Here is a 23,361-nt window from a genome sequence, read left to right as displayed (position 1 = left end):
GCTGTTCGTCCCCACCCCATCCTGCTATGATTCGCGCGCCCTTTTTGCGGGTAATCCTGACTAAAGTACTAGGTCTTATAGTTGACTTAAATACTCGGGAATCGCATACTTGCTCCCATTCTGAAACACCTTGGTACTTGTCCATGAGACTGACTACAAAAGGCCGATACGCGGTGACCGCCATGCTTGACCTGGCCTTGCACGCGCAAACTGGGCCGGTGTCCCTGGCCGATATCTCCGAGCGCCAAGGCATTTCCCTGTCCTACCTTGAGCAGTTGTTCGCCAAATTGCGCCGCAGCAATCTGGTCTCCAGCGTACGTGGGCCGGGCGGCGGCTATCAGCTGTCCCGCGACATGCAGGGCATCCAGGTAGCCCAGGTGATCGACGCGGTCAACGAGTCCGTCGATGCGACCAAATGCCAGGGCCTGGGTGATTGCCACGCTGGCGACACCTGCCTGACGCACCACTTGTGGTGTGACTTGAGCCTGCAGATCCATGAGTTTTTGAGTGGTATCAGCTTGGCTGATCTTGTGACTCGCCGTGAGGTGCAAGAAGTAGCCCAGCGTCAGGACCAGCGCCGTTGCAATACCAAGGCGCCGCGTCTGGACAAGATCGAAGCGTCCGCCGTCGAGTGACAGCCGAAGAGCTAACGGCACGCCAGCCAGCCTGATTTAGGAGAAAGTCCATGAAATTGCCGATTTACCTTGATTACTCAGCGACCACCCCGGTTGATCCGCGTGTCGCGCAAAAGATGAGCGAATGCCTGTTGGTCGACGGAAACTTCGGCAACCCGGCCTCCCGTTCCCATGTGTTCGGCTGGAAAGCCGAGGAAGCGGTCGAGAACGCTCGTCGCCAGGTCGCTGACTTGGTTGGCGCTGACCCGCGTGAAATCGTCTGGACTTCCGGTGCTACCGAATCCGACAACCTGGCTATCAAGGGCGCGGCGCATTTCTACGCGACCAAAGGCAAGCACCTGATCACCACCAAGATTGAGCACAAGGCTGTCCTCGACACCATGCGCCAACTGGAGCGTGAAGGTTTCGAGGTCACTTACCTCGAGCCAACCACCGACGGTATCGTCACCCCGGCCATGATCGAAGCCGCGCTGCGTGAAGACACCATCCTGGTTTCCGTGATCCACGTGAACAACGAAATCGGCACCATCAACGACATCGCGGCCATCGGCGAGCTGACTCGCTCCAAGGGTATCCTGCTGCACGTCGACGCTGCTCAGTCCACCGGCAAGGTTGATATCGACCTGTCGAAACTGAAAGTCGACCTGATGTCGTTCTCGGCCCACAAGACCTACGGCCCTAAAGGCATCGGCGCCCTGTACGTGAGCCGCAAGCCACGTGTGCGCATCGAAGCGACCATGCACGGCGGCGGTCACGAGCGCGGCATGCGTTCGGGCACCCTGGCGACTCACCAGATCGTCGGCATGGGCGAAGCCTTCCGCGTAGCCAAGGAAGACATGGCTGCCGAAAACGTACGTATCAAGGCCCTGAGCGATCGCTTCTACAAGCAGGTCGAGAACCTTGAAGAGCTGTACATCAACGGCAGCATGACCGCCCGTGTACCGCACAACCTGAATTTGAGCTTCAACTACGTCGAAGGCGAGTCGCTGATCATGGCGCTCAAGGACCTGGCGGTTTCGTCCGGTTCGGCCTGCACCTCGGCATCCCTTGAGCCTTCGTATGTACTGCGCGCCCTGGGCCGCAACGACGAACTGGCGCACAGCTCGATCCGCTTTACGTTCGGCCGCTTCACCACCGAAGAGCAAGTCGACTACGCCGCGCAGAAAGTCTGCGAAGCCGTCAACAAGCTGCGCGTCCTGTCGCCGCTGTGGGACATGTACAAAGACGGTGTCGATATTTCCAAGATCGAGTGGGCGGCACACTAACTATAGAAGCCGCCACCCAAGCTCTGTAGGAACGTGGCGGAAAACGCAGGCGTTTCTACAGGGTTCCAGAGCGGCCCTGATGAGTGAGGATTCAGTACCATGGCTTACAGCGAAAAGGTCATCGACCACTACGAAAACCCGCGCAACGTCGGCAAGATGGACGCGGAAGACCCTGATGTCGGCACCGGCATGGTTGGCGCTCCGGCGTGCGGCGATGTGATGCGCCTGCAGATCAAGGTCAACGACGCTGGCGTTATCGAAGACGCCAAGTTCAAGACTTACGGCTGCGGTTCGGCCATCGCCTCCAGCTCCCTGGCGACCGAATGGATGAAAGGCAAGACCCTGGATGAGGCTGTGACTATCAGCAACACCCAACTGGCCGAAGAACTGGCCCTGCCGCCAGTGAAAATCCACTGCTCCGTGCTTGCTGAAGACGCCATCAAGGCGGCCGTTCGCGACTACAAGCAGAAGAAAGGCTTGATCTAAGCATTTGGCGACGAGTAAGGAGTCAACGATGGCTATCAGCATGACAGAAGCGGCTGCGCGGCACGTGCGACGCTCCCTGGATGGGCGCGGTAAAGGTGAGGGGATTCGTCTGGGTGTTCGCACCACGGGCTGTTCCGGCCTTGCCTATGTGCTGGAGTTCGTCGACGAGGTGGTTGAGGAAGACCAGGTGTTCGAAAGTCACGGCGAGAAAGTGATCATCGACCCTAAAAGCCTGACCTACCTGGACGGCACCGAGCTTGATTTCGTCAAGGAAGGGTTGAACGAAGGCTTCAAGTTCAACAACCCCAACGTACGCGGCGAATGTGGCTGCGGCGAAAGCTTCAACATCTGAGGCTATTTGTGGGCACTCCTTGTCATTTCGCTTTATTCGAGCTGCAGCCGAGCTTTCGGCTGGACCTCGAGCAGCTTGCCACGCGCTATCGAGAATTGGCGCGTGGGGTGCATCCGGACCGCTTCGCTGACGCTTCCGAGCGTGAGCAACGCCTGGCGCTGGAGCAATCGGCCAGCCTCAACGAAGCCTATCAGACGCTCAAGAGTCCTCCTAAACGCGCGCGTTACTTGCTCGCGATGAATGGTGGCGAGTTGCCGCTGGAAGTGACCGTGCACGACCCGGACTTCCTGATGCAGCAGATGCAGTGGCGTGAAGAGCTAGAAGACTTGCAGGACGAAGCCGATGTGGCGGGTGTTGCGGTCTTCAAGCGTCGTCTGAAAGTTGCCCAGGATGAGCTCAACGAAAGCTTCGCAGCCTGTTGGGATGATGCAGCGCAACGTGAACAGGCCGAACGCCTGATGCGGCGCATGCAGTTCCTCGACAAGCTCACCTACGAAGTGCGCCAGCTAGAAGAGCGCCTCGACGATTAACCCAGTGCTGTCCGTGATGCACGCCTGATAGACAGATAAGACCTGATTACCATGGCCCTACTGCAAATCGCCGAACCCGGTCTAAGCCCTCAACCGCACCAGCGTCGCCTGGCGGTGGGGATTGACTTGGGCACCACCAATTCCCTGGTTGCTGCCTTGCGCAGCGGCCTGTCCGAGCCGCTGCCCGACGCTGATGGCCAGGTGATCCTGCCGTCCGCCGTGCGCTATCACGCTGATCGCACCGAAGTGGGCGAATCGGCCAAGCTGGCGGCGTCTACCGACCCTTTGAACACCGTGCTGTCAGTCAAGCGCTTGATGGGTCGTGGTCTGTCCGACGTCAAGCAATTGGGCGACCAACTGCCGTACCGCTTTGTCGGTGGCGAATCCCATATGCCGTTCATCGACACCGTCCAGGGTCTGAAAAGCCCGGTGGAAGTGTCGGCGGATATCCTCAAGGTGTTGCGCCAGCGCGCGGAAACCACGTTAGGCGGCGAGCTGGTCGGTGCGGTGATTACGGTTCCGGCCTATTTCGACGATGCGCAGCGCCAAGCCACCAAGGACGCGGCGAAGCTCGCTGGCCTGAATGTATTGCGCCTGCTCAACGAGCCGACTGCTGCGGCCGTGGCCTATGGCCTGGACCAGCACGCAGAAGGCCTGGTCGCCATTTACGACCTGGGTGGTGGCACTTTTGATATTTCGATCCTGCGCCTGACCGGCGGTGTGTTCGAAGTACTGGCTACCGGTGGCGATACAGCGCTGGGCGGCGATGACTTCGACCATGCCATCGCGGGTTGGATCATCAGCAGCGCTGGCTTGTCCGCTGACCTGGATCCGGGCGAGCAGCGTAATTTACTGCAAGCGGCCTGTGCCGCCAAAGAGGCCCTGACTGACGCAGCTTCTGTTGAAGTTTCCTATGGCAGTTGGTGCGCCCAGCTGACTCGTGAAGCCTTCGATTCGTTGATCGAGCCGATGGTCGCCCGCAGTCTGAAAGCCTGCCGTCGCGCCGTGCGTGATTCCGGTGTCGAGCTGGAAGATGTCGTTGCTGTGGTCATGGTCGGCGGTTCCACCCGTGTGCCAAGGGTTCGCGAAGCCGTTGCCGAAGCCTTTGGCCGCCAGCCGCTGACAGAGATCGACCCGGACCAGGTGGTTGCCATTGGTGCCGCCATCCAGGCCGATACCCTGGCCGGCAATAAGCGCGATGGCGGCGAACTGCTGCTGCTTGACGTGATCCCGCTGTCCCTGGGGCTGGAAACCATGGGCGGGCTGATGGAGAAGGTGATTCCACGGAACACCACCATCCCCGTCGCCCGTGCCCAGGACTTCACCACCTACAAAGATGGCCAGACGGCCATGATGATTCATGTGCTGCAAGGCGAGCGCGAACTGATCAGCGACTGCCGCTCCCTGGCACGCTTTGAATTGCGCGGCATCCCGGCCATGGTTGCGGGTGCGGCGAAGATTCGCGTGACCTTCCAGGTCGATGCCGACGGCCTGCTCAGCGTAGCCGCGCGTGAGTTGGGTTCGGGCGTTGAAGCGAGCATCCAGGTCAAGCCGTCCTACGGCCTGACTGACGGCGAAATCGCCAAGATGCTCAAGGACTCGTTCCAATACGCCGGTGACGACAAGGTCGCGCGCGTACTGCGTGAGCAACAAGTGGATGCCCAACGCCTGCTCGAAGCAGTGCAGGGCGCCCTTGACGCCGACGGTGAGCGCCTGCTGGATGCTGAAGAGCGCATGGTCATCGACCTGCAGATGCAGGAACTGGCCGAACTGATGAAAGGCAACGATGGTTACGCCATCGAGCAACAGACCAAGCGCTTGTCGCAGGTCACTGACGCCTTTGCCGCCCGCCGCATGGATCAGACGGTGAAAGCCGCACTGGCCGGGCGCAACCTGAATGAAATCGAGGAATAATTAATGCCGCAGGTCATTTTTCTGCCACACGCCGAGCATTGCCCGGACGGTATGGTTGTTGAGGCTGAGACCGGCAAGTCCATCCTCGAAGTAGCCCATGACAACCACATCGAGATCGAAAGTGCCTGTGGTGGTGTGTGCGCCTGCACCACCTGCCACTGCATCATTCGCGAAGGCTTCAATAGCCTGGAAGAGGCCGATGAGCTGGAAGAGGACTTTCTTGATCGCGCCTGGGGCCTGGAAGCCACTTCTCGCCTAAGCTGTCAGGCTAAGGTTGGGACTGAAGACATCACCGTCGAAATTCCGAAATATTCGCTCAATCATGCTGCCGAAGCGCCGCACTGATTCAAGGAAGTGTCATGAGTCTTAAATGGGTTGATGTACAAGAGATCGCTATCCTGTTGGCCGACGGCAACCCGGATATGGATCCCTATTCCCTGAATTTTGTTGCTTTGCGTGACATGGTCATGGCCTTGCCAGGCTTTGATGATGAGCGCGATCGCGGTGGCGAAAAGGTTCTGGAAGCTATCCAGACGGCCTGGAAAGAAGAACAGGACTGACGCCTCCCTTACGCAGTTAGGCAATACCTAAGAACCCGCGTATAATTCGCGGGTTTAATTTTTCGTAAATTACCGTTTCTGGAGTTACACCATGGCTGTTCAACGTACTTTCTCCATCATCAAGCCTGACGCTGTTGCAAAAAACGTCATCGGCGAGATCACCACTCGTTTCGAAAAAGCCGGCCTGAAGGTTGTAGCTTCGAAACTCAAGCAACTGTCCAAGGCTGAAGCTGAAGGCTTCTACGCTGAGCACAGCGCTCGTGGCTTCTTCGGCGACCTGGTTGCCTTCATGATCTCCGGTCCTGTTGTTGTTCAGGTTCTGGAAGGCGAAAACGCCATCGCTCTGAACCGTGAGCTGATGGGCGCTACCAACCCTAAAGAAGCAGCTGCCGGCACCATCCGTGCTGATTTCGCTGACTCCATCGACGCCAACGCTGTACACGGTTCGGACTCCGAAGCCGCTGCTGCTCGCGAAATCTCGTACTTCTTCGCAGCTACTGAAGTAACCACTCGCTAAGCATCGGCTTAAAGAGTGAGGGTGAATCCATGACGACATCGACTGTAAAAACCAACCTGCTGGGTCTGACTCAACAGGAAATGGAAAAATTCTTCGACTCAATCGGGGAGAAGCGTTTCCGTGCCGGTCAGGTAATGAAATGGATTCACCACTTTGGCGTCGATGATTTCGACGCCATGACGAACGTCAGCAAGGCCCTGCGCGACAAGCTCAAGACCATTGCTGAAGTGCGTGGCCCCGAAGTGGTCAGCGAGGACATCTCCAGCGACGGCACCCGTAAATGGGTGGTGCGCGTGGCGTCCGGCAGCTGCGTCGAGACCGTGTATATTCCCCAGGGCAAGCGCGGCACCTTGTGCGTTTCGTCCCAGGCAGGTTGTGCCCTGGACTGCAGTTTCTGCTCCACCGGCAAGCAAGGCTTCAATAGCAACCTCACCGCCGCCGAAGTGATCGGCCAGGTGTGGATTGCCAACAAATCCTTTGGCAGCGTCCCGGCGACCGTCGACCGTGCCATCACCAACGTGGTGATGATGGGCATGGGTGAGCCGCTGCTGAACTTCGACAACGTCATTTCGGCCATGCACCTGATGATGGACGACCTGGGCTACGGCATCTCCAAGCGCCGCGTGACCCTGTCGACCTCCGGCGTGGTACCGATGATCGATGAGCTGGCCAAGCACATCGACGTCTCCCTGGCGTTGTCGCTGCACGCACCCAATGACGCATTGCGTAACCAATTGGTGCCGATCAACAAGAAGTATCCGCTTAAGATGCTGCTCGAATCTTGCCAGCGCTATATGGCGACCTTGGGCGAGAAGCGCGTTCTGACCATTGAGTACACCATGCTCAAGGACATCAACGACAAGGTCGAGCACGCGGTCGAGATGATCGAACTGCTCAAGAACACCCCGTGCAAGATCAACCTGATTCCGTTCAACCCGTTTCCACATTCTGGTTACGAGCGGCCGAGCAACAACGCCATACGCCGTTTCCAGGATCAACTGCACCAGGCTGGCTACAACGTGACCGTTCGCACCACCCGTGGTGAAGACATCGACGCCGCCTGTGGCCAATTGGTAGGACAGGTGCTGGACCGCACCCGTCGCAGCGAACGTTATATTGCGGTGCGCGAACTGAGCGCTGCCGACGATATGCCGCAAAGCGCTGTGAATCGAACCTGAGAGAGGATCTCTATGCCCTTGCGCCTTGCGCTGCTTCTGCTTGTTACCGGTCTCGTGGCCGGTTGTGTTTCATCGGGCCATGACAGCCCGTTGCAAACCGGCAAGGGCCGTGACGAGGCGCGAGTTGCCTATGTGCAACTGGGGTTGGGTTACCTGCGACAAGGCATGAGCGAACAGGCCAAGGTGCCGTTGAAAAAGGCCCTTGAGCTGGACAGCGACGATGCCGATGCCAATGCCGCACTGGCCCTGGTGTTCCAGGCCCAGGCCGAGCCTCAACTGGCTGACCGGTATTTCAACAAAGCCCTGGCCGCAAGGCCTGCCGACCCGCGGCTGCTGAACAATTACGGCAGCTTCCTGTTCGAGCAAAAGCGGTATGACCAGGCAGCCCTTTATTTCCAGCAAGCCAGTACTGATACCCTCTATCCTGAGCGCTCGCGGGTGTTCGAGAACCTTGGGGTGACCTCAATGCGCCTCGGCCAGCGCGACAGCGCACGCCAGCAGTTGAAAAAAGCCCTGCACTTGAACGGCCATCAGCCACGAGCGCTGCTCGAAATGGCTGAGTTGTCTTACGAAGACAGGCATTATGTGCCGGCACGTGACTATTACGAGCGTTTTAGCCTGCTCAGCGGGCAAAATGCACGTAGTCTATTGCTCGGCGTGCGCCTGGCGACGGTTCATGAAGAACATGACACGGCCGCACGTTTTGGCCAGCAACTCGAACGACTCTATCCCGGTACGCCGGAATATCAGCAATACCTGTCGGAGCAATGATGAAAGCGGCGCACCCGGAAGTTGTAGCAGCTAATCGCGTAAACCCAGGCGACACTTTGCGTCAGGCCCGCGAAAGCAATGGTTGGTCGCTGGCGGAAGTGGCCCTCAAGCTCAATTTGACCACCACCTCCCTGGGGAACCTTGAGGCCGGCGCATTCGACAAGCTGCCTGGGCATACCTTCGCCCGCGGCTATATCCGCGCCTATGCCAAGCTGTTGGGCATTGACCAGACCGTATTGGTCCAGCAATTCGATCAATTCACCGGTACCGACTCCCAGGGCAGCAATGTGCATGGCTTGGGTCGCATCGAAGAGCCGGTGCGGGTTTCCCACACGATTTTGCGAATTGTCAGCCTGTTGTTGCTGATCGCCGTGATCGGCGGCGGTTTTGTCTGGTGGCAAGACCAGGCGTCCCAGCGCAGCAAAGACATGACCAGCAACGCCATGGAGCACGTCGAAGTCGAGAGCGCCGACGGCACCACCCAGATTCATCCGCTGGATGAGCCGGAAGACCAGGCCGTTGCCCAAGGCCAGGCTGCCCCTGAAACCCCGGCCACCGTCGAGCAGTCCGAACCGGAAACTGCCCAGGCCCCGACAGTTGCCGTACCGAACCCAGTCACACCGGCCGAGCCAGCTCACACGCCAGCAGCCCCGGTTGCCCAGGCCCATACACCGGCCGCTCCAGCCCAGGCGCCAGCGACTACGGCGCCAGCCGCTCCGGCAGCCCCGGCGATTTCACCACCCACCACCCCAGCGTTGATCGCCGGTGACGGGCGTGTACAAATTACCTTCGTTGCTGACTGCTGGACGCAAGTCACCGACGGCAATGGCAAAGTGCTGGCCAGTGGTCTCAAGCGTAAGGGAGATACGCTCGACCTTGGCGGCAAGCCTCCTTTGACGCTGCGTCTGGGCTTTGCCCGTGGCGCGCAAGTGGCCTACAACGGCCAGCCTGTAGACGTAGCGCCGTTCACCACTGGCGAGACCGCTCGCCTGAAGTTGGGACAATAGTCATGCACGGCGAATCTCCAATCAAACGTCGCGTATCGCGCAAGATCTGGGTTGGCTCGGTGCCAGTGGGTGGCGATGCCCCCATCGCGGTACAGAGCATGACCAACAGCGACACCAATGATGTTGCCGCCACCGTTGCCCAGATCAACCGTCTGGAAGCGGCCGGGGTAGACATCGTGCGGGTATCCGTCCCGGACATGGATGCTGCCGAGGCGTTCGGTCGCATCAAGCAGCTGGTCAAGGTGCCGCTGGTTGCCGACATTCACTTTGACTACAAGATCGCCCTGCGCGTGGCCGAGTTGGGCGTCGATTGCCTGCGCATCAACCCGGGCAACATCGGTCGTGAAGACCGTGTGCGCGCCGTGGTGGACGCTGCCCGTGATCGCGGGATCCCGATCCGCATCGGCGTCAACGCCGGCTCCCTGGAAAAAGACCTGCAAAAGAAGTACGGCGAGCCCACCCCCGCAGCGCTGGTCGAGTCTGCACTGCGCCACGTTGAACACCTGGAACGCCTGAACTTCCAGGACTTCAAGGTCAGCGTAAAGGCCTCCGACGTGTTCATGGCGGTCGAAGCCTACCGCCTGCTGGCCAAGGAAATCGTGCAACCGTTGCACCTGGGCATCACCGAAGCCGGCGGTTTGCGCTCAGGCACAGTGAAATCTGCGGTGGGTCTCGGTATGCTGCTCGCCGAAGGGATTGGCGATACTATCCGCATCTCGTTGGCGGCAGACCCGGTAGAGGAAGTGAAAGTCGGCTACGACATTCTCAAATCCCTGCGTTTGCGTTCCCGCGGCATCAACTTCATTGCCTGCCCGAGCTGCTCGCGGCAGAACTTCGACGTGGTGAAAACCATGAACGACCTGGAGTTGCGCCTCGAAGACCTGCTGGTCCCGCTGGATGTTGCAGTGATCGGTTGTGTGGTCAACGGCCCGGGTGAAGCCAAGGAAGCCCATGTGGGCTTGACTGGCGGCACACCGAACCTGATTTACATCGACGGCAAGCCGTCGCAGAAGTTAACGAATGACAATCTGGTGGATCAGCTGGAAAAGTTGATCCGCGAGAAAGCGGCCGAAAAGGTCGCCGCTGACGCAGCGCTGATCGCACGCGGCTAAGAACGAATTTAAGGATTTGATGTGAGCAAGTCTCTGCAAGCCATTCGTGGCATGAACGACATCCTGCCGGAGCAAACGCCGCTGTGGCGCTACTTCGAGAGCACTGTCGCGCGCCTGCTGGATAACTACGGTTACAAGCAGATCCGCATGCCGATCGTTGAGTTCACCGAGCTGTTCAAGCGCTCCATCGGTGAAGTGACCGACATCGTCGAAAAAGAGATGTACACCTTTGAAGACCGTAACGGCGACTCCCTGACTTTGCGTCCGGAAGGTACCGCCGCGTGCGTGCGCGCCGTGCTCGAACATGGCCTCACCGGTGGCGGCCAGCCGCAGAAGCTGTGGTACATCGGTCCGATGTTCCGCCACGAGCGCCCACAGAAAGGCCGTTATCGCCAGTTCCACCAGATCGGCCTGGAAGTCTTCAATCTCGACGGCCCGGACATCGATGCCGAGCTGATCGTGCTGACCTGGCGCCTGTGGGGCATGCTGGGTATCCGCGATGCGGTCAAGCTTGAGCTCAACAGCCTGGGCACCAGCGAATCCCGGGGCCGCTACCGCGAAGCCCTGGTGGAATTCCTGTCCGCCCACCTGGACAAGTTGGACGAAGACAGCCAGCGCCGTCTGAAAACCAACCCGTTGCGTGTGTTGGACACCAAGAACGCCGACACGCAAGCCGTACTGGTCGACGCGCCGAAAATGGCCGACTACCTGGACGACGAGTCCCGCACGCACTTCGAGGGCCTCAAGGCTCGTCTGGATGCGGCCGGTATTCCCTACTTGATCAACCCGAAGCTGGTGCGTGGCCTCGATTACTACAGCAAGACCGTGTTCGAGTGGGTCACCGACAAGCTCGGCGCCCAGGGCACCGTGTGTGCGGGCGGCCGTTATGACGGCCTGGTCGAGCAGATGGGCGGCAAGCCGACCACCGGCGTAGGTTTTGCCATGGGCATCGAGCGGCTGATCCTGCTGCTGGAAACCCTGGAACAGGTTCCGGAAGAAATATCCCGACAGGTGGACGTGTACCTGTGCGCCTTTGGCGAGGCCGCCGAACTGGCCGCCCTGGCCTTGAGCGAAAAAGTACGTGACCAGTTGCCGAACCTGCGCCTGCAGATCAATGCCGGCGCCGGCAGCTTCAAGAGCCAGTTCAAGAAGGCCGACAAGAGCGGTGCACTGTACGCACTGATCCTTGGCGATGACGAGCTGGCCCAGCAAGTGATAGGTTTCAAACCCCTGCGTGGCCAGGGCGAGCAACAGAACATTGCCTTTGATGCGCTCGCCGCGCACTTGGCCACCTGCGTCGTGCAGGGTTGAAGCTGTCGAACAGCCGAATTTAGCGATTAAGGAGTATTGGGGTGTCGAGTACTGATGATGAGCAGTTGGCCGAGTTCAAGGACTGGTGGCAGCGTAACGGCAAGCCCCTGGTTACTGGCGGTCTGCTGGCTTTAGTGGTGGTGTTCGGCTGGCAAGCCTGGACAAAGTATCAGGCCAACCAATCCCAGGGCGCCTCGATCCTCTATCAGCAATTGCTGGAAACCACCCTGACGCCGGACGGCAAGCCCGACCCAGCGCAAGTGGCGGACCTGGCCGGCAAGCTGAAGAGCGAATTCGGCGGTAGCACCTACGCCCAATACGGCAGCCTGTTCGTCGCGAAAGTCGCGGTCGACACCGGCAAGCTGGATGACGCCGCCGCAGAACTCAAGGCCATCGCCGACAAGCCGACCAACCCGACCCTGGGTGAAATCGCACGTCAGCGCCTGGCCCAGGTATTGGCGGCACAGAACAAGGCTGACGAAGCACTCAAACTGCTCGACGGCGATGCGGACAAGGCATTTGTAGCCACTCGCGAAGAGCTCAAGGGCGACCTGTTGGTCCAATTGGGTCGTACCGACGAAGCCAATGCTGCGTACAAGAAAGCCAAGGCGGCGCTGTCTGATGAAGCGGCGGTCGGTGGCTTACAAATCAAGCTGGACGACTTGGCCAAAGGGGATGCGTGACGTGATCCGTTGGAAACATGCAGCATTGCTGGCTCTGGCCGTTCTGGCCGCGGGTTGCAGCAGCAACAGTAAAAAAGAACTGCCTCCGGCCGAGCTGACCAGCTTCAAGGAAGAAGTCGTCCTGCAAAAGCAATGGAGCCGCTCCATCGGTGACGGCCAGGGCGAGACCTACAACATGCTGGTGCCGGCAATCGACGGTGACAACATTGTGGCCGCTGACGTGACCGGCGTGGTGATCTCCATGGATCGCATGAACGGCGACGTGAAGTGGAAGAAAGACCTCGAATTGCCCGTGTCCGGCGCCGTAGGCGTGGGTTACGGCATGGTCATGCTCGGCACGCTCAAGGGCGAAGTCGTGGCGCTGGACTCCAGCACCGGTGAAGAGAAATGGCGCGCTCGCGTGACCAGTGAAGTCCTCGCACCGCCTGCCACCAACGGCGATATCGTCGTGGTGCAAACCCAGGACGACCGTGTGATCGGCCTGGACGCCAGCACCGGCGAGCAGCGTTGGCTGTACGACAGCACCCCGGCGGTGTTGACCCTTCGCGGTACCAGTGGTCCGGTTGTGACCAACAATCTGGCCGTTGCAGGCCTGTCGACCGGTAAAGTAGTCGCCCTGGACACCAGGAACGGAGTGCCGGCCTGGGAAACCCGTGTGGCCATCCCCCAAGGTCGTTCCGAGCTGGATCGCGTAGTGGACATCGACGGTGGCTTGCTGCTGTCGGGTGAAACCCTCTACGTTGCCACTTACCAGGGCCGCGTTGCCGCGCTGGACCTGCAGAGCGGCCGTGTTAACTGGCAGCGTGATGCTTCCAGCTACGCCGGTGTCGCCCAGGGGTTTGGCAGCGTCTACGTAAGCCTGTCGTCCGGCACCGTTGAAAGTGTCGACGAGCGTTCCACCACTGCACTGTGGAGCAATGACTCCCTGGCCCGTCGTCAACTGTCGGCCCCGGAAGTGTTCTCCAGCTACGTAGCGGTCGGCGACTTCGAAGGCTACCTGCACCTGCTGAGCCAGGTGGATGGTCGTTTTGTAGGTCGTGAGCGTATCGACAGCGATGGCCTTCGTGCCCGTCCGCTGGTCGTGGGCAACATGCTTTATGTGTTTGGTAACAGCGGCAAGCTGGAAGCCCTGACCATCAAGTAAAGGTTTGACTATGCTTGGGGTAAAACCCAGGCGGCCCCGCTTCGGCGGGGCATGCGGCATTTGAATATGCTGCCCCGAGCACCAGCCGCTGCCTTGCAGCGGCTTTTGTATTTTCTGAAATAACGAAGTGGAGAGCCGCATGGTTCCCGTAATCGCCCTGGTGGGCCGACCTAACGTCGGCAAGTCCACCTTGTTCAACCGCCTGACCAGGACTCGTGACGCCATCGTCGGCGACTTGTCCGGTCTGACCCGTGATCGCCAATACGGTGAGGCAAAGTGGCAAGGGCGCTCCTACATTATTGTCGACACCGGTGGTATCTCCGGTGATGAGCATGGCATGGACGAAAAGATGGCCGAGCAGTCGCTGCTGGCTATTGAAGAAGCCGATGTCGTGTTGTTCCTGGTGGACGCCCGCGCGGGCTACACCGCTGCCGACCAGATGATTGGCGAGCACCTGCGCAAGCGCAATAAGCGTTCCTATCTGGTCGCCAACAAGATCGATAACATCGATCCTGAGGCGGCCCGTGCCGAATTCAGTCCGATGGGCCTTGGCGACGCGATCCCGGTCGCCGGTGCCCACGGTCGCGGCATCACCCAGATGCTGGAAATCGCCCTGCGCGACTTCCCCAAGGATGACGCCGAGGAAGAAGAAGGCGAAGAAGAGATCGTTGCCGAAGGCGAGGAAGCCAAGCGCATTCCTGGCCCAAGCGAAAAAGACGGTATCAAGATTGCGATCATCGGTCGCCCGAACGTGGGCAAGTCGACCCTGGTCAACCGCATGCTCGGTGAAGACCGGGTAATCGTCTACGACCAGCCCGGCACCACCCGCGACAGTATCTACATCCCGTTCGAGCGTAACGACGAGAAGTACACGCTGATCGACACCGCCGGTGTGCGCAAGCGCGGCAAGATCCACGAGGAAGTTGAAAAGTTCTCCGTGGTGAAAACCCTGCAGGCAATCAAAGACGCCAACGTGGTGATCTTCGTGATGGACGCCCGCGAAGGCGTGGTGGACCACGACCTCAACCTGCTGGGCTTTGCCCTCGAAGCCGGTCGGGCCTTGGTCATCGCGATCAACAAGTGGGACGGCATGACGCCGAGCGAGCGCGATTTCGTCAAGATCGAGCTGCAGCGCCGCCTGTTCTTCGTCGAGTTCGCCGATATTCACTTCATCTCGGCCCTGCACGGCACGGGTGTGGGTAACCTCTACGCTTCCGTACAGAACTCGTTCAAGTCCGCGGTCACCCGCTGGCCGACCAACCGTCTGACCCAGATCCTCGAAGATGCAGTCGGCGAGCACGCACCGCCGATGGTCAATAACCGCCGGATCAAACTGCGTTACGCCCACTTGGGTGGTGCCAACCCGCCGATTATCGTGATCCACGGTAACCAGATCGAGAAGGTGCCCAAGTCCTACGTGCGTTACCTGGAAAACACCTACCGCCGTGTCTTGAAACTGGTCGGTACGCCGATCCGTATCGAGTTCAAGGGTGGCGAGAACCCATACGAAGGCAACAAGAACACACTGACTGACCGTCAGGTGAACAAGAAGCGTCGTTTGATGACTCACCACAAGAAGGCCGACAAGAAGCGCCGCGACAAGAAATAGCCGCCGCTTCACGTTGTAAGCTACAGGCTGCAAGAGAGGGCTCCTTTGGAGCCCTTTTTTGTGCCTGGCGGTTTGTCGCTTGACCTGCTTGCAGCTTGCAGCTTAAAACTTGCAGCTCACCCGAAGGGGGCTCCCATGATCACCAGCAAGCTGCCAAATGTCGGCACGACCATTTTCACCACCATGTCGCAACTCGCTGCCGAAACCGGCGCGCTCAACCTGTCCCAGGGGTTTCCCGACTTCAATGGGCCTCAGGGCTTGCTTGATGGGGTGGGCAAACATATCGCCCTCGGTCATAACCAATATGCGCCGATGACCGGCCTGCCCGTGCTGCGTCAGCAAGTGGCGGCTAAGATCGCTCGCAGTTATGGCGCCACGGTGAATGCCGACAGCGAAGTGACCATCACTCCTGGTGCCACGGAGGCGATCTTCTGCGCTATCCAGGCAGTGATTCGCAATGGTGATGAAGTCATTGTGTTTGACCCCTGCTACGACAGCTATGAGCCCTCGGTCGAGTTGGCCGGTGGCCGCTGCGTGCATGTGCAATTGAGCCTGCAAGGCTTTGCATTGGACTTCGAGAAGATCAAGGCCGCGCTGTCGCCACGCACGCGCATGATCATCCTTAACACCCCGCACAACCCCACCGGCGCGCTGATCAGCCGTGCCGAGCTGGACCAGTTGGCCGAACTGATCCGCGACCGCGATATCTACCTGGTCAGCGACGAGGTCTACGAACACCTGGTATTCGACGGCGTGCCCCACGTCAGCGTGCTGGCCCATGAAGAGCTCTACCCGCGTGCGTTCGTGGTCAGCTCCTTTGGCAAGACCTACCACGTCACCGGCTGGAAAACCGGCTACGTGGTCGCGCCACCGGCCCTGACGGCTGAATTGCGCAAGGTGCATCAATACGTCAACTTCTGTGGCGTAACCCCGTTGCAGTTCGCCTTGGCCGATTTCATGGCCGAACACCCGGAGCACGTCGACGAACTGCCGGCGTTCTACCAGGCCAAGCGCGATCTGTTCTGCGACCTGCTGGCGCCGTCGCGCTTCAGCTTTACCCGGGTGGCCGGAACCTACTTCCAGTTGGTGGATTACTCACAAATACGCCCGGACCTGGATGACGTCGCCATGTCCCTGTGGATGACCCGCGAACACGGGGTGGCGACCATCCCTGTCTCGGTGTTCTACCAGAGCCCACCGCAAGGCCAGCGCCTGGTGCGCCTGTGTTTTGCCAAGCGCGAGGAGACGCTGCGACAAGCGGCTGAAAAACTATGCGTGATCTGACTGCATTGCCTGACTTGAATATCGCCCTGGTCCAGACCACCCTGGCCTGGCACGACCGCCAAGCCAACCTCGAGCATTTCGAGGGGCTGCTGGAGCAGGTCCGCGGCGCCGACCTGATCGTGCTCCCGGAGATGTTCACCACCGGTTTCTCCATGGACTCGCAAACCCTCGCCGAGCCGGAAAACGGCCCGACCTATCATTGGCTCCAGGCCCAGGCTGCGAAGTACAACGCGGTGATCACCGGCAGCGTGATCATCCAGGCCGCCGACGGCAGCCACCGCAACCGCCTGTTGTGGGCGCGGCCGGATGGCGAGGTGCTGCACTACGACAAGCGTCATCTGTTTCGTATGGCCGGTGAACACAATCACTACACCCCCGGCGAGCGCCAGGTGCAGTTCGAGTTGAAAGGCTGGCGTGTTCGGCCGCTGATTTGCTACGACCTGCGCTTTCCGGTGTGGAGTCGGGATGCCCAGGACACTGACTTGCTGCTGTACACCGCCAATTGGCCGGGGGCGCGGCGCCAGCATTGGAACCGGTTATTGCCGGCGCGGGCTATCGAGAACCTGTGCTACGTGGCTGCAGTGAATCGAGTAGGCACCGACGGCAAGGGCTTTGCCTACACCGGCGATAGCCAGGTGCTGGATTTCCAGGGCGAGAGCCTGCTGAGTGCGGGGGAGGCGGACGGGGTCTTCCAAGTGTGCCTGGACGCGGCTGAACTGGCGGCGTATCGCACGCGGTTTCCGGCGAACCTGGATGCCGATAGCTTTCAGTTTGTCTGACAGACCGCTATCGGGGGGCTTGCCCCGAAGAGTCCCTGACAGGCAACCCAAATCTGAAACTCAATAAAAAGGCCCCTGGGTTCTCACCCAGGGGCCTTCTGTATTGCGGCGATAAAGATTACGCCGCTTTCGCTTCCTGCTGGCTCAGCGACCGGTTCAGCGCACTGAACAGCGCCTTGAAGCTCGCCGTGGTGATGTTTTCATCAATGCCCACGCCATGCACCGGACGTTCACCGTTCACACGCAGTTCGATATAGGCCGCTGCCTTGGCGTTGGTGCCCGCGCCGATCGCATGTTCGTTGTAGTCCATGATCTCCACGCCAATCGGCAAACCAGCCACCAGGGCTTCCAGTGCGCCGTTGCCCTTGCCCTTCCAGTGCAGGTTGGTTTCGCCCTGGCCCTTGCCCGAGACTTCCACTTCGACAAAGCTGTTGCCGTTCTCTTCCTGCAGGCGATGGCTGACCAGCGCGTACGGGGTGTTGGCTTGCAGGTATTCACGCTGCAGCAAGGCGTAGATCTGCGGTGCGGTCATCTCCAGGCCCACGCGGTCGGTTTCGGCCTGGACCACCTGGCTGAATTCGATCTGCATGCGGCGTGGCAAGCTGATGTCGTATTCCTGTTCCAGCAGGTAGGCGATACCGCCTTTGCCCGACTGGCTGTTCACGCGGATCACCGCCTCGTAGCTGCGACCGATATCGGCTGGGTCGATCGGCAGGTACGGCACTTCCCACAGCGCATCATCTTTCTGCTGGGTAAAGCCCTTACGGATCGCGTCCTGGTGAGAACCGGAGAATGCGGTGTGCACCAGATCGCCGACGTACGGATGACGTGGGTGTACCTGGATCTGGTTGCACTCCTCGACGACTTTGCGCACGCCGTCGATGTCGGAGAAGTCCAACTGCGGATCGAGGCCCTGGGTGTACATGTTCAACGCCACGGTGACGAGGTCGACGTTACCGGTACGCTCGCCGTTACCGAACAGGCAGCCTTCGACACGGTCCGCGCCGGCCATCAGGCCCAGCTCGGTGGCGGCTACGCCGGTGCCGCGGTCGTTGTGGGTGTGCAGGCTGATGATCACGCTGTCGCGACGGTTGATATGGCGACCGAACCACTCGATCTGGTCGGCATAGATGTTCGGCGTGGCGCATTCGACGGTGGCCGGCAGGTTGAGGATCATCTTGTGCTCAGGCGTCGGGTTCCAGACCTCGATCACCGCGTCACAGACTTCCTTGGCGAACTCCAGTTCAGTGGCACTGAAGGTCTCCGGCGAGTATTCAAAGGTCCACTGGGTTTCCGGCTGCTGGGCGGCGTATTTGACGAACAGCTTGGCCGCGTTGACCGCGATGGCCTTGATACCGTCCTTGTCCTGGTTGAACACGATGCGGCGGAACGACGGCGACGTGGCGTTGTACAGGTGGACGATGGCCTTTTTGGCGCCGCGCAGGGATTCGAAGGTGCGTGCGATCAAGTCTTCACGGCCCTGGGTCAGCACCTGGATGGTGGTGTCCTCGGGGATGTGGTTGTCTTCGATCAGGGTACGTACGAAGTCGAAGTCGGTTTGCGACGCGGCAGGGAACGAAGCCTCGATTTCCTTCACGCCGACGGCGACCAGAGTCTTCCAGAAGCGCAGCTTTTTCACCGCGTCCATCGGCTCGATCAGGGACTGGTTGCCATCACGCAGGTCGGAGCTGCACCAGATCGGCGCGGTGGTGATGGTTTTGGAAGGCCAGGTGCGATCCGGAATATCGATGGTCGGAAACGCGCGGTACTTCGAAGACGGGTCTTTGAGCATGCTCATCGGGAAATCCTTTGTTGTAGGGGCCGAGAAAAGGCGGCCTGCCGTAGAACTGTTATTGGGGATAAAGCTTAAAGACGAGGCAGATCGATTCAGCCTGGCAGTCGTGCGCTGACGAGGCACAGGCTGCGGTGCTGGCGGAGCTGAATGAGGGTGTGAGAGGTTTTCATAAGCTCAACCCTAACCGTCGGCGTGAAAGATGGCAAGCAGTCGCTAAAAATTGAGAGAAGTTCTTTTATCTGCGTATGAAACGGGATTTTATGGTTGGGAATGACGCCGAGGCTAGATTAAATTGCGCGACCGTTATCGGGCGCGCAATCGCTTCATTCACGGTTGGAACGCCCCGATGAAAATCGCCGGGTCGACTCGCGCATCGTTCAGGCTGACATTCCAATGCATATGGGGCCCGGTCGCGCGGCCGGTCGAACCGACTTTGCCCACTACTGCGCCGCGCACCAGTTGCTGGCCGACCTTCACGTCGATCTTCGACATGTGGCAGAACATGCTGATAAAGCCCTGGCCGTGGTCGACGAACACGGTGTTGCCGTTGAAGAAATAGTTGCCTACCAGAATTACCTTACCGTTTGCCGGCGTCTTGATCGGCGTACCGGCCGGCACCGCGAAGTCCAGGCCCGAATGGGGATTGCGCTCTTCACCGTTGAAGAAGCGGCGCACGCCAAACTTGCTCGACAGCGGCCCGTTTACCGGTTTGTCCAGCACCAGGTTGCTCGGCAGGTTCGGGCTGAAACTGCGATAGGCCTTGAGCTGTACGGCCAACTCGCCCTCGATGCGCTTGAGTTGCGCCGGGTCGGGATTGACCTGGCTTTTGTTCTTCAAGGTGATGCGTTGTTCGGGGTACTTCTTGTAGCCAACGATAAACGGCAGGTTGCGCCCGCCGCTGCTGATGCGCTCGTTGCCCGGTTTGACCGTCAGCGGGATGCCGACAATCGCCAGCCAGTTGTCCTGCTCCTTCACCACCAACACCGGTTTGCCTTGGTACGTGGCTTTCGGCGCGGCAGCCGAAGGGCCCAGCTCAACCACCGCAACGCCGCCCGGCACCGGCTTGTTCAGGGTACGGCTGATATAGCTGTCGGCATGGGCGTTAACGGTGAGGCATAGCAGCAACAACACACTAAAGAGACGAGGCATCAATCAATCCAATAACGAAAGGGTGACGGGTGTCAGGTGGTTATCTTCCACCCGCACTTGCAATTGACCTTCACCGAGGCGCGCGGTGAGGCGTTGGCCGGTTTGGGTTTGCGCGGCGTTGCGGATGGCCTGGCCGCGCTCGTCGAGCAAGATGCTGTAGCCACGACCCAGCGTCGCCAGCGGGCTGACCACGTGCAGCGTCTGCACCTGGCTTTGCAGTTGCAGGCGACGCGCCTTGAGGCCTTCGCGCATGGCACGCGGCAGGCGTTCGGCGAGGCTGTCCAGGCGCTGGCGCAGCAGGGCCAACTGGCGGCCCGGATGCTGGCCGGCGAGGCGGGTTTCCAGGCGGATCAGGCGTTCGCGACGGGTATTGAGGCTGCGCTCGAAGGCGCGGCGCAGGCGCATATCCAGGTCATCCAGGCGCTGGGCTTGCTGGCGCAGACGTTCGCCGGGGTGACGCAGGCGCCGGGCCATGCCTTCCAGGCGCAGGCGGTCGTGGGTCAGGCGATTGCGCATCAGCATCACCAGGCGGCGATGCAGGTTTTCCACCTGGCGCACCAGATGGCTGGCGTCCGGTGCCAGCAACTCGGCAGCGGCGGACGGGGTAGGCGCGCGCACGTCCGCCACAAAGTCGCTGATGGACACATCGGTCTCATGGCCGACGGCGCTGACGATCGGTGTCACGCAAGCGTCCACCGCACGGGCCACGGCCTCTTCGTTGAAGCACCACAGGTCTTCCAGCGAACCGCCGCCACGGGCCAGGATCAGCGCGTCAAAGCCTCGGGCGTCCGCCAGCTTCAACGCCCGCACAATCTGCGGGATCGCTTCGCGGCCTTGCACGGCCGTCGGGATCAAGGTCAGTTCGACGTTCGGCGCGCGACGGCGGAACACACTGATGATGTCGCGTATCACCGCACCGGTAGGCGAGCTGATAATGCCAATGCGCCTAGGGTGTGCCGGCAGCGGCACCTTGCGTTCGGCACTGAACAGGCCTTCGGCGCTGAGTTTTTCCTTCAGGGCATCGAAGGCCAGGCGCAGCGCACCATCGCCGGCGGGCTCGACGGTATCGAGGATCAACTGGTAGTCGCCACGGCCCTCGAACAGCGAGACCTTGCCGCGTACCTTGACCGCCAGGCCATCCTTCAACGCCTGGCGGACCCGCGCGGCGTTATTGCGAAACAGCGCGCAACGCACCTGGGCGCCGCTGTCCTTGAGGGTGAAGTACACATGGCCGGAGGCCGGGCGGGCGAGGTTGGAGATCTCGCCTTCGACCCAGATATTGGTGAACACGTCTTCCAGCAACACCCGCGCGCGGCCGTTGAGTTGGCTGACAGTCAGGACTTCGCGGTCCAGGCCCAAGCGGGCAAAAGGATCTTTAATCATGGGCGGCAGTTTATAGGCATTCGTGCAACGTTTGACAGAATTGCTCCACCAACGCGCTCGGTGACTGCTGGCTGGCCAGGGCCACGGTGCTCAGGCAGTCCGGGTCGGCCAGGGGCAAGAAGTGCACGTTGGCCGGTGAGATGTCTTTCATGGATTTTGGTAACAGGGCAATACCGAAACCGGCTTGGATCAGTTGCAACTGGGTGGTCTTGCGTGACATCACCCGCGCAGCCTTGGGGAAAAATCCCGCACGCATGCACAACTCGGCTGACAGATAACTCAAGCCGCCACGCTGGGGATGGGGGATAGAGATAAACGCTTCATCCTTCAATTGCTCCAGTTCGATGGGGGCCTGGCTGCGCGACAGCTTATGGTTCGCAGGCACGGCCAGCAGCAATTGCTCGCTGTATAAAGGCATGACCCGCACACCTTCGCGCTGGCGCAACACGGGCAAACGCAGCACCCCGACGTCCAAGCGACCGTCGGCGATGTCTTCCAGTTGCGCGTCGGACGACAGTTTGACGATATCCATCGACACGCCGGGGCAGCGGTCCAGCCAGGTGCTGATGCCTTGCAGCAACACGCCGCTCATCGGCACAGTGCTCGAATGGCTGAGGCGCAGGGTGCCGAGTTGGCCATTGCCGACCTGCGTCGCCATTTCACTGGCCTTGTGCAGCTCACCCAGCAGGTTGCGCGCCCGTGGATAAAAGGCTTCGCCGGCAGCGGTCAGCCGGGGCTGGCGCGCGGTGCGTTCAAACAGCGGGGTTTGCAGTTGGGTTTCCAGTTCCTTGATCTGCCGGCTCAGGGCCGATTGCGCGACAAACAAACGTTCGGCGGCAGCACTGAAGCTGCCGCTGTCGGCTATTTCGACGAAGTAACGCAGTTGGCGGGTGGAAATCACGCGTCATGCCTTTTCGAGATGGGTGGAGGACTTTGAAGATATTAGTCGCAACCCTCGCCGCTGGCTAAAGTGATGGCTATCTCCTACAAGGAATACCCCATGAGCCCGGTTGAGCTGATGAATCAGTGGTCGTTTAGTGGTTTCGATTGGCTGGTGATCGGCCTGGGCATCGTCGTGGCCTATATCGTGTTTGGCATCGCGGGATTCGGCACGGCGCTGGTGGCGGGGCCGGTCCTGCTTGTGTTTATGCCACTGTCGAAGATCATCCCGTTGCTGGTGCTGCTGGATTTTGTCGCGGCCTTCGGCGGCCTGCTGCAAACGCGATGGGACGTGAACAAGCCGGAGCTGCTGCGATTGCTGCCGTGCATGGCGATTGGCTGCACCCTGGGTGTGGTGTTTCTGCTCAATTTGCATTCGGATCTATTGCTGCTGTTGATGGGGCTGTTTATCAGCGCCTATGCGATTTACAGCCTGGCGGTGAAAACCCGGCCCACGCAATTGGCGGCGGGGTGGTCGATCCCGATGGGCACCGTGGGCGGGCTGTTTGGGGCGTTGTTCGGCAGTGGTGGCTTTTTATATGCAATCTATCTGAACAGCCGTTTGCCCAAGGACGCGGCACGCGCCACCCAAAGCGCGTTGATCAGTTGCAGCACGGTGGTGCGCCTGAGCCTGTTCCTGATCGCCGGGGTGTATGCTGATTGGCCGCTGCTGATGTTGGCACTGTGCCTGCTGCCCGCGATGGCCCTGGGGCTGTGGTGTGGGCGCAGGCTGACGATGCGCATGTCCCGTGAGGCCTTCGTCCGGTTGGTGACCTGGCTGGTATTGGCCAGTGGCGTTGCATTGATTGGGCGGTACTTGAGCACTTGACCTGATTTCTTCAGGGATTAAGCTGCCGTCCTCCCGGGCGTCATCGCGGGCGAGCCCGGCTCCCACAGTTGAGTGCATTCCAATGTGGGAGCCGGGCTTGCCCGCGATGACGCCAGAAGCCACACCGCA

At 60.1% G+C, this 23,361-nt stretch carries 24 protein-coding genes; 20 read left to right on the top strand and 4 right to left on the bottom strand.

Annotation, left to right across the window (positions count from 1 at the left end):
* Positions 1-143: 143 nt before the first annotated feature.
* The 19 genes from iscR (at position 144) to HCF10_RS07595 (ending at position 17,137) form a co-directional block, all read left to right on the top strand.
* Positions 144-635, top strand: coding sequence for a Fe-S cluster assembly transcriptional regulator IscR (gene iscR / locus HCF10_RS07685; RefSeq protein WP_003194020.1), 492 nt, complete (start codon positions 144-146; stop codon positions 633-635).
* Between the two features lie 50 nt (positions 636-685).
* Positions 686-1,900: an IscS subfamily cysteine desulfurase gene (locus tag HCF10_RS07680; protein WP_017530022.1), complete on the top strand. Its 1,215-nt coding sequence runs from the start codon at positions 686-688 to the stop codon at positions 1,898-1,900.
* Positions 1,901-1,999: 99 nt separating this feature from the next.
* Positions 2,000-2,386, top strand: coding sequence for a Fe-S cluster assembly scaffold IscU (gene iscU, locus HCF10_RS07675; protein WP_028617851.1), 387 nt, complete (start codon positions 2,000-2,002; stop codon positions 2,384-2,386).
* Between the two features lie 28 nt (positions 2,387-2,414).
* Positions 2,415-2,738, top strand: a complete 324-nt coding sequence (gene iscA, locus HCF10_RS07670) for an iron-sulfur cluster assembly protein IscA (RefSeq protein WP_048722793.1) — start codon at positions 2,415-2,417, stop codon at positions 2,736-2,738.
* A gap of 8 nt (positions 2,739-2,746) precedes the next feature.
* Positions 2,747-3,268, top strand: coding sequence for a co-chaperone HscB (gene hscB / locus HCF10_RS07665; protein ID WP_027605413.1), 522 nt, complete (start codon positions 2,747-2,749; stop codon positions 3,266-3,268).
* Positions 3,269-3,319: 51 nt separating this feature from the next.
* On the top strand, positions 3,320-5,182 hold the full coding sequence (gene hscA / locus HCF10_RS07660) for a Fe-S protein assembly chaperone HscA (protein ID WP_131697994.1): 1,863 nt from the start codon (positions 3,320-3,322) through the stop codon (positions 5,180-5,182).
* A 3-nt stretch (positions 5,183-5,185) separates the two neighbouring features.
* A complete protein-coding gene (gene fdx, locus HCF10_RS07655; RefSeq protein WP_003175958.1) occupies positions 5,186-5,527 on the top strand; it encodes an ISC system 2Fe-2S type ferredoxin in 342 nt (113 codons plus the stop codon).
* Positions 5,528-5,541: 14 nt separating this feature from the next.
* Positions 5,542-5,742 carry a Fe-S cluster assembly protein IscX gene (gene iscX, locus HCF10_RS07650; RefSeq protein WP_017846180.1) on the top strand — a complete coding sequence of 67 codons (201 nt, stop codon included), beginning with the start codon at positions 5,542-5,544 and terminating at the stop codon, positions 5,740-5,742.
* 91 nt (positions 5,743-5,833) lie between these two features.
* Positions 5,834-6,259, top strand: a complete 426-nt coding sequence (ndk, locus tag HCF10_RS07645) for a nucleoside-diphosphate kinase (protein WP_017846179.1) — start codon at positions 5,834-5,836, stop codon at positions 6,257-6,259.
* A gap of 29 nt (positions 6,260-6,288) precedes the next feature.
* Complete coding sequence (gene rlmN / locus HCF10_RS07640) at positions 6,289-7,437, top strand: 23S rRNA (adenine(2503)-C(2))-methyltransferase RlmN (RefSeq protein ID WP_131697993.1); 1,149 nt, start codon at positions 6,289-6,291, stop codon at positions 7,435-7,437.
* Positions 7,438-7,449: 12 nt separating this feature from the next.
* The gene (gene pilW, locus HCF10_RS07635) at positions 7,450-8,208 is read left to right on the top strand and encodes a type IV pilus biogenesis/stability protein PilW (protein ID WP_167655183.1); all 759 of its coding nucleotides are present in this window, start codon (positions 7,450-7,452) and stop codon (positions 8,206-8,208) included.
* Positions 8,208-9,215: a RodZ domain-containing protein gene (locus HCF10_RS07630; RefSeq protein ID WP_167655182.1), complete on the top strand. Its 1,008-nt coding sequence runs from the start codon at positions 8,208-8,210 to the stop codon at positions 9,213-9,215. Before pilW ends, HCF10_RS07630 begins: the two co-directional genes overlap by 1 nt.
* A 2-nt stretch (positions 9,216-9,217) precedes the next feature.
* A complete protein-coding gene (ispG, locus tag HCF10_RS07625) occupies positions 9,218-10,327 on the top strand; it encodes a flavodoxin-dependent (E)-4-hydroxy-3-methylbut-2-enyl-diphosphate synthase (RefSeq protein ID WP_034115889.1) in 1,110 nt (369 codons plus the stop codon).
* A gap of 21 nt (positions 10,328-10,348) precedes the next feature.
* Complete coding sequence (gene hisS, locus HCF10_RS07620; protein WP_167655181.1) at positions 10,349-11,638, top strand: histidine--tRNA ligase; 1,290 nt, start codon at positions 10,349-10,351, stop codon at positions 11,636-11,638.
* Positions 11,639-11,679: 41 nt separating this feature from the next.
* Complete coding sequence (locus tag HCF10_RS07615; RefSeq protein ID WP_131697990.1) at positions 11,680-12,321, top strand: YfgM family protein; 642 nt, start codon at positions 11,680-11,682, stop codon at positions 12,319-12,321.
* Positions 12,314-13,465: an outer membrane protein assembly factor BamB gene (bamB, locus tag HCF10_RS07610; RefSeq protein ID WP_131697989.1), complete on the top strand. Its 1,152-nt coding sequence runs from the start codon at positions 12,314-12,316 to the stop codon at positions 13,463-13,465. Before HCF10_RS07615 ends, bamB begins: the two co-directional genes overlap by 8 nt.
* A gap of 139 nt (positions 13,466-13,604) precedes the next feature.
* Positions 13,605-15,074: a ribosome biogenesis GTPase Der gene (gene der / locus HCF10_RS07605; protein WP_053135513.1), complete on the top strand. Its 1,470-nt coding sequence runs from the start codon at positions 13,605-13,607 to the stop codon at positions 15,072-15,074.
* A 135-nt stretch (positions 15,075-15,209) separates the two neighbouring features.
* A complete protein-coding gene (locus tag HCF10_RS07600; RefSeq protein WP_167655180.1) occupies positions 15,210-16,358 on the top strand; it encodes a pyridoxal phosphate-dependent aminotransferase in 1,149 nt (382 codons plus the stop codon).
* Positions 16,346-17,137, top strand: a complete 792-nt coding sequence (locus HCF10_RS07595; protein WP_167655179.1) for an amidohydrolase — start codon at positions 16,346-16,348, stop codon at positions 17,135-17,137. The genes HCF10_RS07600 and HCF10_RS07595 overlap by 13 nt, the downstream gene beginning before the upstream one ends.
* A 118-nt stretch (positions 17,138-17,255) precedes the next feature.
* On the opposite strand, the gene leuA is transcribed toward HCF10_RS07595, so the two are convergent.
* The 4 genes from leuA to HCF10_RS07575 all read right to left on the bottom strand — a co-directional run bounded on the left by leuA (position 17,256) and on the right by HCF10_RS07575 (position 22,365).
* On the bottom strand, positions 17,256-18,935 hold the full coding sequence (leuA, locus tag HCF10_RS07590) for a 2-isopropylmalate synthase (RefSeq protein WP_145338389.1): 1,680 nt from the start codon (positions 18,933-18,935) through the stop codon (positions 17,256-17,258).
* Between the two features lie 324 nt (positions 18,936-19,259).
* Entirely contained in the window at positions 19,260-20,081 is an 822-nt protein-coding gene (locus HCF10_RS07585; protein WP_145338390.1) for a M23 family metallopeptidase, read from the bottom strand.
* A gap of 3 nt (positions 20,082-20,084) precedes the next feature.
* Positions 20,085-21,464, bottom strand: coding sequence for an exodeoxyribonuclease VII large subunit (gene xseA / locus HCF10_RS07580; RefSeq protein ID WP_167655178.1), 1,380 nt, complete (start codon positions 21,462-21,464; stop codon positions 20,085-20,087).
* A 10-nt stretch (positions 21,465-21,474) separates the two neighbouring features.
* Positions 21,475-22,365, bottom strand: a complete 891-nt coding sequence (locus tag HCF10_RS07575; protein ID WP_167655177.1) for a LysR family transcriptional regulator — start codon at positions 22,363-22,365, stop codon at positions 21,475-21,477.
* A gap of 99 nt (positions 22,366-22,464) precedes the next feature.
* Between HCF10_RS07575 and HCF10_RS07570 the strand changes: the two genes are divergently transcribed.
* Positions 22,465-23,232, top strand: coding sequence for a sulfite exporter TauE/SafE family protein (locus tag HCF10_RS07570; protein WP_167655176.1), 768 nt, complete (start codon positions 22,465-22,467; stop codon positions 23,230-23,232).
* Positions 23,233-23,361: the final 129 nt, after the last annotated feature.

The sequence above is a fragment of the Pseudomonas sp. B14(2022) genome (genome assembly GCF_012030485.1).
In the GTDB taxonomy this organism is placed as follows: Bacteria; Pseudomonadota; Gammaproteobacteria; order Pseudomonadales; family Pseudomonadaceae; genus Aquipseudomonas.
This window is presented reverse-complemented; position numbering and strand designations above follow the sequence as displayed.

Bases quoted from the DNA above. Each gene is read 5' to 3' on its own strand.
- iscR (WP_003194020.1), top strand. From the start codon at position 144: ATGAGACTGACTACAAAAGGCCGATACGCGGTGACCGCCATGCTTGAC.
- HCF10_RS07680 (WP_017530022.1), top strand. From the start codon at position 686: ATGAAATTGCCGATTTACCTTGATTACTCAGCGACCACCCCGGTTGAT.
- iscU (WP_028617851.1), top strand. From the start codon at position 2,000: ATGGCTTACAGCGAAAAGGTCATCGACCACTACGAAAACCCGCGCAAC.
- iscA (WP_048722793.1), top strand. From the start codon at position 2,415: ATGGCTATCAGCATGACAGAAGCGGCTGCGCGGCACGTGCGACGCTCC.
- hscA (WP_131697994.1), top strand. From the start codon at position 3,320: ATGGCCCTACTGCAAATCGCCGAACCCGGTCTAAGCCCTCAACCGCAC.
- fdx (WP_003175958.1), top strand. From the start codon at position 5,186: ATGCCGCAGGTCATTTTTCTGCCACACGCCGAGCATTGCCCGGACGGT.
- iscX (WP_017846180.1), top strand. From the start codon at position 5,542: ATGAGTCTTAAATGGGTTGATGTACAAGAGATCGCTATCCTGTTGGCC.
- ndk (WP_017846179.1), top strand. From the start codon at position 5,834: ATGGCTGTTCAACGTACTTTCTCCATCATCAAGCCTGACGCTGTTGCA.
- rlmN (WP_131697993.1), top strand. From the start codon at position 6,289: ATGACGACATCGACTGTAAAAACCAACCTGCTGGGTCTGACTCAACAG.
- pilW (WP_167655183.1), top strand. From the start codon at position 7,450: ATGCCCTTGCGCCTTGCGCTGCTTCTGCTTGTTACCGGTCTCGTGGCC.
- HCF10_RS07630 (WP_167655182.1), top strand. From the start codon at position 8,208: ATGAAAGCGGCGCACCCGGAAGTTGTAGCAGCTAATCGCGTAAACCCA.
- ispG (WP_034115889.1), top strand. From the start codon at position 9,218: ATGCACGGCGAATCTCCAATCAAACGTCGCGTATCGCGCAAGATCTGG.
- bamB (WP_131697989.1), top strand. From the start codon at position 12,314: ATGCGTGACGTGATCCGTTGGAAACATGCAGCATTGCTGGCTCTGGCC.
- der (WP_053135513.1), top strand. From the start codon at position 13,605: ATGGTTCCCGTAATCGCCCTGGTGGGCCGACCTAACGTCGGCAAGTCC.
- HCF10_RS07600 (WP_167655180.1), top strand. From the start codon at position 15,210: ATGATCACCAGCAAGCTGCCAAATGTCGGCACGACCATTTTCACCACC.
- HCF10_RS07595 (WP_167655179.1), top strand. From the start codon at position 16,346: ATGCGTGATCTGACTGCATTGCCTGACTTGAATATCGCCCTGGTCCAG.
- leuA (WP_145338389.1), bottom strand. From the start codon at position 18,935: ATGAGCATGCTCAAAGACCCGTCTTCGAAGTACCGCGCGTTTCCGACC.
- HCF10_RS07585 (WP_145338390.1), bottom strand. From the start codon at position 20,081: ATGCCTCGTCTCTTTAGTGTGTTGTTGCTGCTATGCCTCACCGTTAAC.
- xseA (WP_167655178.1), bottom strand. From the start codon at position 21,464: ATGATTAAAGATCCTTTTGCCCGCTTGGGCCTGGACCGCGAAGTCCTG.
- HCF10_RS07570 (WP_167655176.1), top strand. From the start codon at position 22,465: ATGAGCCCGGTTGAGCTGATGAATCAGTGGTCGTTTAGTGGTTTCGAT.